Source organism: Candidatus Cloacimonadota bacterium (assembly GCA_034661015.1).
Taxonomy (GTDB): domain Bacteria; phylum Cloacimonadota; class Cloacimonadia; order JGIOTU-2; family JGIOTU-2; genus JAYEKN01.
The window spans coordinates 1-12,360 of sequence record JAYEKN010000194.1 but is presented as its reverse complement, the minus strand read 5'-3'; the positions used below and the strand labels follow the sequence as shown (position 1 = coordinate 12,360).

The following is a 12,360-nucleotide window of genomic DNA, read 5'->3' as shown; positions in this document are numbered from 1 at the left end:
CTCTCCTATCGAGGAGAGGGAGATAAAAGTTCCCCTTCTCTTTGAAGAGAAGGGGTTAGGGGATGAGTTGTAAAAAGGATGAAGAATATATTTTACTTGATATGCTACTTTACGGATGGACACTAATCAGAGTCTGTCCGTAAAGTATAGATTCGACGCAGATGAATGTGATAAACAACATCACTCAGAAAAAACCGATTTTCGCAAGAAAATTTTTTTTGTAAAAAGTGTAATATCCCCGTTGAATGCTTTGTATTTTATTATTCAACAGGGGTTCATCAGCATAATCAGTGCTTGCCCTGCTTGCCCAATGAAATCTTTTTTATTTTTTATTTCATCGGGGTGGAATGTTTTTACATTTATATTCCACTTGGGGTTTATCTGCGTCGAATCACATTCGGAGAATCATTACAAAAATGAAAAACGATTTAATATCCTTTTCCAAAAAAGAATTGGCAGAATTAATGGCTCAGTTCGATCAAAAATCCTATCGAGCCGAACAGCTTTTTCGTGCCATTCACCAAAATCAAATTGGCTCATTCGATAAAATTACAGTTTTTTCCAAAAAGTTGAGAGAGGAACTTTCTGAGAAATATGTAATAGGCAATTCTAAAATTTTAAAACGATATAATTCCAAAATTGATGAAACCAAAAAGTTTTTGCTGCTTCTTTCGGATAATAATATCATCGAATCGGTTTTGATGAAATATAAATACGGATACTCTCAGTGCTTATCAACACAAGTCGGCTGTAAAATGGGTTGTTCGTTTTGTGCATCCACAAAAGGTGGATTGGTTCGAAATTTATCATCAGGAGAGATTCTTAACCAAATTTATCTCGTTCAAAAAAATCTTGGAATTAAAATAAGTAACATCGTTTTAATGGGAAGTGGCGAGCCTTTGGATAATTATGATAATGTCCTAAAATTCCTAAAATTGATTCATGATCCGGATGGACAAAATATCGGATACAGGCACATTACCCTTTCCACTGTTGGAATTCCGGAGCAGATATACAGGTTAGCAAAAGAGGGATTGCCAATTACCTTAACCGTATCTCTGCATTCTCCCTTTGATAGTGAGAGAGAAAAAATTGTGCCAATCGCCCGAAAATATCCCTTGAATGAAATTTTGCAGGCGTGCAAATATTATCGCACAAAAACCGGTAGAAGAATTTCTTTTGAATACGCCTTGATCCGAGATGAAAACGATAGTGAAGCGGAAGCTACTGAACTGGCAAAAATTTTAAATGGAATTATGTCTCACGTAAATCTGATTTTTTTGAATCCTATACGAGAAAAAGGTTATGAAGCATCTACAGAAAAAACTTCTAAAGTGTTTATTTCAATTTTAGAGAAAAAAGGGATTGAAGTAACGATTCGCAGAAAAATGGGTAGAGATATCCAAGCTGCTTGTGGGCAACTTCGAAATGATTATTTAAATGAACAGCAGGATTTATGATCTGTTTTCTCTGGGGCTTGTAAGGACGATGAATCGAAGAAAACGGGTAGATTAGCAATGAAATGTAAATTAAATAAATAAAAATATTTACAACAAATTTCATTCAAATGATTTTTGTTTTTGTAAATAAATATTCAATGATAAGGTAAAAAGTATGGAAAAATTAGATATTTCGGTTTTATATGTAGAGGATGAGCCCATCATTCAGCAATCTGTAGCTGCAAAGTTGATAGGAAAAGTAAAAAAACTTTTTTTGGCCAAAAACGGTAAGATCGGATTTGAATTGTTTGAACATGGGAGACCGGATGTTGTTGTAACAGATATTCAAATGCCTGTTATGAACGGCTTGGAAATGCTTTGCAAAATCAAAGAAAAATCTGAAAATGTAAAAATTGTGATTCTAACAGCTTTTAGTGATTCGGAATATTTGATTAAAGCGATAGATCTTGGGGTGGATAAATTTATAATGAAACCTGTTAAGGAAGATAAAATTTATGATTGCCTTGTGTCCCTTTCGCAAACTATTCATCTTGAAAAGCGAGTCAGGGAGGAGCAAAAGAAATTCCGTGTTCTCAGTTCATCAGCACAGGACGCCATATTTATGATGGATGACAAGTTTAGAGTTACTTTGTGGAATGCTGTTTCCGAGCAAATGTTTGGATATGAAAATCGGGAAATAAGCGGTAAGAAAATTTATGAATTTATTATTCCTCCGGAAAACCGCCATGAGTTCAAACTCGGAATGAAAAATTTTTCTGAAAATGGGAATGGCAAGTTTGTAGGAAAAATTACTGAATTGTCCGTTATAAAAAAGGATGGGAAACGGTTCTCTACGGAGTTATCTCTTTCAAGTGTAAAATTAGGTAATATTTGGCATGCTATTGGAATTGTTCGCGATATTACCGAAAGAAAAAAATCAAAGGAACAACTCCAAAAAGCATATCAGAAGATGGATATTTTAGCAAGAACTGATTTCCTTACAAAAATATCTTCTCGATGGGATGTTCTGGAAAAAATCAAATATGAAATTCAACGTTTCGAACGTTTTCGTTATCCCTTTGCTCTAATAATTTCTGATATTGATTCATTCAAGTCCGTAAATGATACTTTCGGGCATGATGTTGGTGATAAGGTTTTGCAGCATATTTCCGACATAATGAAAAAAATGGTTCGTCGGCAAGATGTTCTTGGACGTTGGGGTGGGGAAGAATTCATTATGATGCTTCCGAGAACCGAGATTGACGGAGCAAAAATCATCTGTGAAAGAATTAGACAAACAATTATGGATACTCCATTTATTGAAAAGGATATAAAAATTCAAAACACAATGACTTTTGGGATAGGGATATACGATAAAGAAATGAATATTGACGAGTGCATCAAGCAAGCCGACGAAGCATTATATTATGGTAAAGAAACCGGTAAAAATTGTGTAGTAATATTTCGGGAAATGGCTAAAACCGAATAAAATTTCTATTTCGAGAATAAAGTGAATAACATTAATAATAAAGAAAACAGTAATTTGTTGCAGCAGATAGACATACTTTTACATAGATTGCAAAAGCAGAAAAAACACATTAAACAACTTGTTGAGATTGGCAGAGCTTTATCATCAAAAACAAAAATTGAAAATGTTTTTGATCTTATGCTCAAAGAAGCTCTCGATTATACAAATGCCGATGGAGCCACAATATACACTCTTTCAGCAGATAAAAAATTTCTTGAATTCAAATTAATTTACAATCGCTCATTATATGTTAAATTACGAGATTCGGACGACCATCCTGACTGGCCCAAGATTCCTTTGTTTACTTCTGAAAATGAGCAAGAACTAAAACATCTTGTTACCTATGTTTATCATACAAAGACAGCTCAAAGAATGGATGACGTTTATAAGCAGGATTTATTTGATAATAAAGGAACACTCGAATATGATACAAAGCATCATTACCGTTCCAAATCTATGATCGCAATTCCTCTGAAAAATCATGAAGACGATGTGTTAGGCATTGTGCAACTCATAAACGCCATGTCTGAAGATGAACAAGAAATACTTCCCTTCTCGGATGATCACCTATTGTTGATGAATTCCCTTGCTTCTCAAGCCGCAATTGCGCTTACGAATAAAAAATTAATTCAGGGATTGGAGGATTTGCTTTTTCAATTTATCAAATCTATCGCAAAAGCTATTGATCTGAAGTCAAAATTTACTTCGAATCATATAACGAGGGTGGCTAAGATAACAGACATAATTACGGATGCGGTAAGTGCATCTGATTCAGGATTTTATAAGGATATACATTTTTCGGAAAAGGAAAAAAAAGAAATATCAATCTCCGGCTGGATGCATGACATTGGGAAGATTATCACACCTGAAAAAATTATCAATAAGTCAAAAAAATTAGAAACTATTGTTGATAGGATTGAGCTGATCAAATTACGCTTTGAAATCATTATTGTAAATATTGAAAAGAAAATAATGATGCTTCAAAAAGCGGATGGACATTCTGCTGAAATACAAGAATTGAATAATTTGAGACTTAAATTGCTAGATGATTTGGAATTTGTTAAAAGCAAAAATGCCGGTAGGGAATTTTTGCTTGATGAGGATGCAGAGCGGCTTACAGAAATATCCAAATTTAGATACAAAGTGGATGAGGAAGATTACAAACTTATCACGGAAGATGAACTGAAAAATTTATTAATCAAAAGAGGAACATTAACTGAGGAAGAATTTGCAAAGATGAAGGAACATGTGAAAACTACTTGGGAGATGTTATCCTCATTTACTTTCCCCAAACAGTATAAAAATGTTCCCTATTTTGCCTCTTGTCACCACGAGCAGTTGAATGGTAAAGGATATCCGTTCGGGTATTCGAGGGAGGATATTCCCTTGCAAGCCAGAATAATTGCCGTTGCCGATAAGTTTGAGGCTCTTGCGAGTAAACGACCTTATAAAAAAGGGAAAAGTTTAAGTGAGGTGATGAGTATCCTTGGCACAATGGCAAAAAATGATGTCATTGACAAGGATTTGTTTGAATTTATTCTCGAATCGGGATTGTATAAAACTCTTGCGGAAGAAGTTCTGTCGAAAGAAAATACGGGTTCTTTCAATATTAAAGATTTTTGCAAATAATTTCAACGCATTTTATTTACAAGTTTTTTTAAATTTATCAGTTCGGTTTTTATATTTTTCAATGCTTCTAAATTTATTTTTGTTGTTGAATTATCAAATAGTGTTATGGGGAGTTGATTTTTTTTTTCATCCCGCAAACGGTTTTTTGCTCCTTTAATTGTATATTTTTTTGTATAGAGCAAATATTTAATTTTTTTGATGGTTTTAATATCTTTTAAAGTATAGCGTCTGTTGGAGTTATTTCGTCTTTTGGGATGAAGCGGGGCAAATTCTGTCTCCCAATATCGTAGAACGTGTGATTTCAGATTCGTGATATTACAAACCTCAGAAATGGAGTAGTAGTATTTTGTTTTATTTTTATTTTCCATAATTTCTAAATAAAATCCAACTTGTTATTAAGGAATATAAAATCAGGAATATCGAAGACCAGAAGCAGATAATTGGGAAAATATAGCCAATTTTAACAAAGAAAGTTTTACCAATATCTTCGAGTGTGGAGGGAAGATATGAAACTAAATTTTCTTTTGTGAATAATTTTGATTTTCTGATTTCTCTGCCCTTGGGGTCAATAATATATGAGATGCCTGTGTTGGCTACACGGAAAAGGGGTAAACGGGTTTCTATTGCCCGTAATTTTGTATTATTTGCATGCTCAATTGGAAAAACAGTTTTTTGAAACCAGGCATCATTAGTAATCACAACAAGAAAATCAGCGCCCCTGGCTGCATAATCGCGAGTTAGTTCGGGAAAAACACCTTCAAAGCAGATCAAAATCGGGAAATCGAAACCATTCAATTCATATAAATTATGGTTTACTCCATATTCAAAATTTGCTTGACCAAATTGCAGTTTTTTAAGGATTGGTAATGTGTTTAGCAATGGAATTCTTTCACCAAATGGTACGAGCTTTATCTTGCTATATTTTTCATGATATTTCCCTAAACTATCAATTAGAGTTGCACTATTATAGTACTTGACCTGTCGAGTTTGTCCTTTGAGTTGTACATCATAGTCAGGAAATCCGACTACAATATTCACATGATTCTTTATCGCTATTTCGGAAAATTTATGTTGATAAACGTGGTTGTGCAAAAGATTTTTGGCGATAGCAGATTCGGGTAAAATCACGAGATTCACATTTTGCTTAGTTGATAGGTTTTGTATTTGCTCGATGTAGTCATCGGTAATCGGTTTGAAAAGTTCCTTTTTCCATTTATCCTCTTGATTAACATTCAATTGAATTAGACCGATTTTCAGATTTTGAGGTTTTATCTGAATTGTTTTATGCTTATAAATACCGTAACCAAACCATAAAATAAAAATCAATATTATCCATTTGAAAGTTTTAAACCGGCTTGAGAGTAACCGATAGATAAGAATATTTATCAAGATTACTACAAAAGAAAGCCCGTAAATACCCAAAACATCTGCAAATTGAATGAGATAATAATAATCTGCAAGAGAATAACCAATGTTGAACCAGGGAAAATTTAATTGCCCCAAAGTCATGAAATGATCAAATCCGATCCAGATCATAGGGAAAACAAAATAGAAAATTTTTGGAAATTTAAGTTCTACTTTTTTTATAAAATAGCTAAGCAATCCCAAATATAACGCCATTCCGATAAGCAATCCCAAAAATGCATATATGCGAACGAAAAGAATTGCGTAAGCGGAAATAATGATTAGAACAGCTCCAAATAGAAGTCCATAGAAAAAACTTTGTTTGGGATTGGAGCGTTTAAGAAGCATTAGATATGGAATGAAGGCAAGAAAGGAGAGAAATCCTAAACCAATCCCAATAAACGACAGTGCAAACAATATCCCTGAAATTATGGCTAGCTGCCATTTATTAATTTTAAAATGCATAATTTGTCTGATTGCGATAAGGAGGGTTATCGCGTTTGCTTATTTTATTTATTAAATTAGTCATATAAAAACCATTTTATCTAAAAAAGATAAGTGTGAACCAGATTTATAATGAAGTGTAAACTGTGTAAAGTAATATTTTAATAAAATCAGCTAACTGACTATTGATGAGAATATTGGAAAATATAAAATTCTTGCTGATCAATTAGTCCTATCTTATTTTTGAAGAGTAATATTTGGGAAAAGTGTAGTTTGGAAAATTTACTGCTGAATGACGGAAGCGGCATATTTAGAGTCTGCTCTCCTTTTATAATATTCAAATTATTCCGGTTATCCAAGGTGAGTAAAAAAAATTTTGCGGGTGAAATATCCAAAATCATGTTTTTGGGGGAAATGCTTTTCACAAATCCTCCGAAATTATCGAAAATGATTATTTCATTTTTTGTTGTATCAAGAATATAATTCAAATTGATAGTAGAGCTAATTTTTTTCGGTGAAACAATCTCAAATTTTCCAAATGTAAAACGCAAATTTACTTCTGAGCTAAAGGAGTAGATTAGATTTGTAGCAGAATCATAAATCAACAAGTCTCCGTTATTTTTCACCTCCAGCAATTCAGGTTCATCAATCTCCGCAAACGAGATACTGTTTACAAATTGCCCATTTTCATCGAATTTAATAATTTTATTTATATCATTATCGAGTGCATAGATATTTCCAAAACTATCACAGGAAATATCTGTTATATTGATAAACTGGCCATCTCCAAAGCCACTTTCACCGATTTTTTGGATTAATTTACCGGAAAGGTTGGTTTTGTAGATAGTATTTTCTGATTTATTTAGGAGAATAAAGGCGTTTGAATAATCGTCGAAAATTATTTTATCGGGATGAAAAGCGAATGATATTTTTTCAGAAAAAGTTAAATTTTTCGGTAGGGGATGGCTATCTTGTAGATTGATTGAAGAACAGGAAATCATTACAATGAAAAAAAGAAGAGAAAATGTACTATATAGGGAAATTCTAATATGCATTATGCGGTCTGATATCTTTTAGTTTTGCCTGAATTTTTTTAATATTTCTCCACTCATTTTCCTCAAGAGAATAAGCAATATCCACGAAAGAACCTTTTTTTAGGAATGGGGCTAATTCGCCCATATTAAAGCCAATACAATCGAGGGTCGTATAATTTTGCTTAACTTTCATTTTCAGATGATTTGTGCCAACGGTGTAGGGATAACCCACGATTTGAACCTTATTGCTCATAAATACCGGACTCATGTTTCTGGGACCGAATGGTGCGAAAAGTTTTAGCCACTGGATGAAATTATTATTAACAGTGTCCAGCTGTATCTCTTCCGAAATACTGATTTGAGGGATAATATCTTCTGGGGTCATTTTGTTTTTTGCATACTCATTCAATTTTTCCTCAAATTCGGGAATATATTCGGGTAAAATTGCAAGTCCGGCTGCATATTTATGTCCTCCAAAACTGATCAAATAATCTTGAAACTCGGACAAACAATCAAAGAGATTAAAACCTGCTATACTTCTTCCCGAGCCGCGTCCTTCACCGTCCTCAATAGTGATGAGGATGTTCGGACGATTATAATGCTCCACGATTTTGGAAGCAACGATTCCAACCACTCCCGGGTGCCAATTCTCTGAAGCAAGCACGATCAAAAACACATCATCAAGATTATCATATTTTACTTCGATCATATCACGGGCTTCTTGAAAGGTTTTCTGGTCTATTGCTTGTCGGCGAGTATTTTCCGTATGAATTGAAAGTGCTAGATCTTTTGCTTTTTCAACCTGATCCGTTGTAAGAAGATTTACTGCCCTGTCAGCACTGCTCAGGCGTCCGGCAGCATTGATTCTCGGAGCGATCTTAAAAACCACATCGCTGGAGCGAATTTTTTTCTCTTTTAGTCCACAAAGATTCATGAGATATTTCAATCCGATATTTTTTCTTTCTTCCAATTTATCAATTGCCAGTGTGGCAATAATACGATTTTCACCGGTCAAAGGTACAATATCTGCGATTGTTCCCAAACCGGCGAGATCAATGTAGTCAATGATATTATCGCGATTATTCTCAAGGAAAAGGGCTTGAAGAACTTTAAAAGCTACTCCTGCTCCGGCAAGCTCGGAAAAGGGATAAGGACAATTTTTTAATTTAGCATCAATAATTACATGTGCTTCCGGTAATATTTCTTTTGGAGTGTGGTGGTCTGTAATTATTACATCAATTCCCATTTTGCTAAGTTCATTGATTTCATCTACTGCATCAATTCCGCAATCAACGGTTATTACCAGCCCCACATTCATATTCGTCAGGGCAGCATTGCCTGTTTCTGACATTCCATATCCATCGCTTATCCGATTTGGAATATAATAATCAACATTCGCATTTAATTCTCGTAATCCCAAAAGGAGAATAGAGGTGGCAGTAGTTCCATCCACATCGTAATCTCCATAAATAATAATTTTCTCGTGATTGGAGATAGCTTTCTGGATTCGATCTACAGCTTTCTTCATATCTGAAAACAACCACGGACTGTGAAGATCTTCAAATTTTGGTTTGAAAAATTTATTTGCATCTTCCGCGGTGGTTATATCCTTTTTTAGCAAAAATTTTGCGATGACTTCATCACAGGAAAGCTCTTTAGCAAGACTTTTCTGCAATGATTCGTTCACATCCGTTTCGTGTAAAATCCATCGTTTTCTCATCTCATCTCCAATTCTATAAATTTAATAAAATAAAACTTCCAAAGAAAATAATAAGCCGAATTCTGTAATCCGCTGGCTGGCAGACTGACAACCATTTATCTGTATCTGGCATCACTGCTATCTGCCAAGTGGCAGATTCCACCAAAAAGGTGGCAGATTAATGCGATCTACCCAAGGGTTATGACGAACTGAGCGGATTCGTTCCCGAAAATATCGGGATTCCCTTTTATTTGACCTTGCACCGAATAAGGTTTACCAAGCTACCGATGTTACCACCGATACTGGTGGTCTCTTACACCACCATTTCACCCTTATCCACCGATGAATTGGTGGACGGTATATTTTCTGTTGCACTAGCTCCCCGTTACCGGGACTTCCCGTTAGGAAGTATTCTGCTCATGGTGTTCGGACTTTCCTCCCCCCGAATCCCGAAGGTTTTCGGGACGGAAGGCGATTGTCTAATTTTCTTTGGAAGACACGTCTATTGGTATAAAAATTCTTGAACAGTTTTCGCAGGTGATGATTGAATTACCTTTAATAACTTCAACTACTATTTGGGGACGTATCTTAAAATGACATCCCGAGCACACTCCCTCTTTGGTTATCTCAGCAATTGCTTTACCGTTTTTATGTGAAATTAGGCGATTGTATCTTCTGAATAAAATTTCGGGAATCTTTTTTCCTAAATCCTTTTTTTTTTGTTCCCAGACATTAATTTGTGTTTCATATTCATGGATTTCAGCATCAATTTTTACCCGTTCTTCCTCTAATTTTTTCTTATCGCTTGTGAAAACTATTTCGATACTCTTTTTTTCGTTTTTAAGAATTGATTCTTCCTCTAATAGTTCGATTAATTTTTCTTCAATCGAAGCATTTTTCTCTTTCTTGAAAGCAATCTCCGAATTCAAAGCCTTATATTCTTTGTTTGTTTTAACAGAAAGAAGTTGGCTCTCGTAATTGTTGATTTCTTTTAGATTCGCAGAAATGTCCAATTCATGATTCATCTGCTTCTGAAGATTATCTTCCAAATTTTGATTAATTTCGATGATCGCCTTATTGTCAGATTCGTTTTTTTCTTCCAGTTCTTTCAATTGTTTGGGTAATCGTTTGGCTTTTTTATCTATTTGAAAAATCTTATTATCCAATTTTTGCAAACTGCACAAAATCTCTAAGTCTTTTTGCATTTTTTCTCCTGCTATTTTTCATATTATAAAAAAAGGCACTTGTGATTTTATTCACAAATGCCTTTTTAAATTTATTATAATCACCTGCTGTTGTGGGAATTATACGATGCAATCCACACCACTGGTAAAGAGGAAACCTTTTATATAATTTCTTGAGAACTTTCATAATTTTAATAGGCATATTTTTTAAAATGTACGAAATTGTCAATTATAATAAAAAAAATATTTTCCAAGCAGGTAAAATAAAATCTAATAAAAATTCATTAGGAATTCCATAAATTAGTTTTTGGTTGTCCTATTACCAAAAAATTGACAAGATTGCAGGAAGTTCTCAAAATAGAATTCAAATTTTGTTTACAAAAAATTGAAATTGCACAAGCAAAATAAAATTGAAATTAATAAATACGGTTAAAAGAGTAATCTCTTTATTTGCCTTTTCCGAAAGAGTGAAAATTAAAAGCAAAAAATCCCCATTCAACTTTCCCAAAATTTTTCACAATATTTGACAATCTTATTTGCCACATATCAATTCGGCACAAAATATAAAGTGTAAAATTATTAAAAATTTTAGGAGTATTATGGGAATTAAATTATTTGGTTTTTTGCCAAATGCAGAATGAAAATAATTGGGATATTGGTTCTATTAATGCTGTTATGTGCTGTTTCGTCAGCTGGTAATGGACTTTTTTTAAAATTTAATAATCTGAATATTACAAGTACTCAAAGACAATTTAATAGCAGTGGTTCAAATGATATTGTGAATGTTATAATTGCTAATAATATCCACAATTTAAATGAAGTACCCAATGTTCCCAATTTCCATTCTGAGAGTAGTACTGATTTGCTTGAATCAATTGAAAGACCCAAAGGGTGTTTCCTTTTTGCTCTTGATACTGTTATTTTGCCTGGAATTCAGTTAGGATGGGGACAAATTAAATATGATTCTACTTATGTAAGGGAGAATATGGTAACCTTACATCTTAACACAATAGGATTTGTAACGACTATGGGTAGTTCCTGGAACGTTAATAGATTTAGATCATTAGACAGAGCAGGATTATATAACTGTTTTAATTTGGGTTTGGATTATGTAATTATGATTGGCCCTGAGCCGGGAGGTGGTGGAGATATAAAGCACTATGTATTTCCTAATATTTCTTACGGTTTAGGTTATAGCTTTAAAATTGGTACTAACTCTTTTTTCCGTATATCCTTAGATTTTGGTTTAAAATTGATAATAAGTAATTTGAAAATATCTTTTATTTTTTAAAAAGGAGTAGCAATGAAAAAGTATTTTGTTTTTTTAGCAATAATGATATGCATTCTTATTAATACTAACATTTCCGCATATATGCAACCTATTCATGAATATTTGTTCGAAGAAGGTGTAAATTTATTAAATAAATATAAAACTTATAATATATATCAAGATGATGGTAATAATCCATTTTATAATGCTATAAGGGAAGGTTCGTCAGATGAAGATGATAGCGATTGGATATATGGATATGGTACTTCAGCTCAAAATCCGTATATTACCGGTATAGATGATATTCCTGAATGGATCGTTGAGGGTTATCTAAAGACTATTACTCACTTTTGGGATGCTGATAATTTAATTCCATAAAAAAGATAGTTATGGAAATGAAGTTTCTCCCGGAACATATTTTTACAAATTGGAATATGGTAAAAATGCGGTGGTAAGGAAGATGGTAAAAGTTGGGAATTGATGGGAATTATTCATTATTCATTATTCATTGTTCTTGAGAACAGACAAAAAAAATGGCGACTTGCAATAACAAGCCGCCCATAGATTTATATCCGACAATCCATCCGCCAGATGGCGGATGGAGTTACTTCACGAATTCTAAAATCTTATTAGATTTTTTAATAAATTCTTGCAATTCTTTGCCGGAAAATTGCTTTTGTTCGAGCAAAGCGAGCTCATGAATATATTTGCAAAGCAAACTCACTTCTT

Annotated in this window: 10 protein-coding genes and 1 other RNA gene; 5 read left to right on the top strand and 6 right to left on the bottom strand. The window is 33.6% G+C overall.

Annotation, left to right across the window (positions count from 1 at the left end):
- The first annotated feature begins 416 nt into the window (after nt 1-416).
- The 3 genes from rlmN (at nt 417) to U9P79_07490 (ending at nt 4,596) form a co-directional block, all read left to right on the top strand.
- Nucleotides 417-1,460 carry a 23S rRNA (adenine(2503)-C(2))-methyltransferase RlmN gene (rlmN, locus tag U9P79_07500; GenBank protein MEA2104467.1) on the top strand — a complete coding sequence of 348 codons (1,044 nt, stop codon included), beginning with the start codon at nt 417-419 and terminating at the stop codon, nt 1,458-1,460.
- Nucleotides 1,461-1,614: 154 nt separating this feature from the next.
- Entirely contained in the window at nt 1,615-2,928 is a 1,314-nt protein-coding gene (locus U9P79_07495; protein MEA2104466.1) for a diguanylate cyclase, read from the top strand.
- 21 nt (nt 2,929-2,949) lie between these two features.
- Nucleotides 2,950-4,596, top strand: a complete 1,647-nt coding sequence (locus U9P79_07490; protein MEA2104465.1) for an HD domain-containing phosphohydrolase — start codon at nt 2,950-2,952, stop codon at nt 4,594-4,596.
- A 2-nt stretch (nt 4,597-4,598) separates the two neighbouring features.
- On the opposite strand, the gene U9P79_07485 is transcribed toward U9P79_07490, so the two are convergent.
- The 6 genes from U9P79_07485 to U9P79_07460 form a co-directional block, all read right to left on the bottom strand.
- Nucleotides 4,599-4,964: a MerR family transcriptional regulator gene (locus U9P79_07485; protein ID MEA2104464.1), complete on the bottom strand. Its 366-nt coding sequence runs from the start codon at nt 4,962-4,964 to the stop codon at nt 4,599-4,601.
- A complete protein-coding gene (lnt, locus tag U9P79_07480; GenBank protein ID MEA2104463.1) occupies nt 4,954-6,465 on the bottom strand; it encodes an apolipoprotein N-acyltransferase in 1,512 nt (503 codons plus the stop codon). The genes U9P79_07485 and lnt overlap by 11 nt, the downstream gene beginning before the upstream one ends.
- A 161-nt stretch (nt 6,466-6,626) precedes the next feature.
- Nucleotides 6,627-7,499 (bottom strand): 6-bladed beta-propeller, encoded by an 873-nt coding sequence (locus U9P79_07475; protein ID MEA2104462.1) that lies wholly within the window; start codon nt 7,497-7,499, stop codon nt 6,627-6,629.
- The gene (recJ, locus tag U9P79_07470; protein ID MEA2104461.1) at nt 7,489-9,198 is read right to left on the bottom strand and encodes a single-stranded-DNA-specific exonuclease RecJ; all 1,710 of its coding nucleotides are present in this window, start codon (nt 9,196-9,198) and stop codon (nt 7,489-7,491) included. The genes U9P79_07475 and recJ overlap by 11 nt, the downstream gene beginning before the upstream one ends.
- A 36-nt stretch (nt 9,199-9,234) precedes the next feature.
- An RNA gene (rnpB, locus tag U9P79_07465) (RNase P RNA component class A) lies at nt 9,235-9,668 on the bottom strand.
- The gene (locus tag U9P79_07460) at nt 9,657-10,382 is read right to left on the bottom strand and encodes a C4-type zinc ribbon domain-containing protein (GenBank protein ID MEA2104460.1); all 726 of its coding nucleotides are present in this window, start codon (nt 10,380-10,382) and stop codon (nt 9,657-9,659) included. The genes rnpB and U9P79_07460 overlap by 12 nt, the downstream gene beginning before the upstream one ends.
- Before the next feature lie 616 nt (nt 10,383-10,998).
- On the opposite strand from U9P79_07460, the gene U9P79_07455 reads away from it, so the two are divergent.
- Both U9P79_07455 and U9P79_07450 read left to right on the top strand, forming a co-directional pair.
- Nucleotides 10,999-11,652 (top strand): hypothetical protein, encoded by a 654-nt coding sequence (locus tag U9P79_07455; protein MEA2104459.1) that lies wholly within the window; start codon nt 10,999-11,001, stop codon nt 11,650-11,652.
- Nucleotides 11,653-11,664: 12 nt separating this feature from the next.
- The gene (locus tag U9P79_07450) at nt 11,665-12,009 is read left to right on the top strand and encodes a hypothetical protein (protein MEA2104458.1); all 345 of its coding nucleotides are present in this window, start codon (nt 11,665-11,667) and stop codon (nt 12,007-12,009) included.
- Nucleotides 12,010-12,360: the final 351 nt, after the last annotated feature.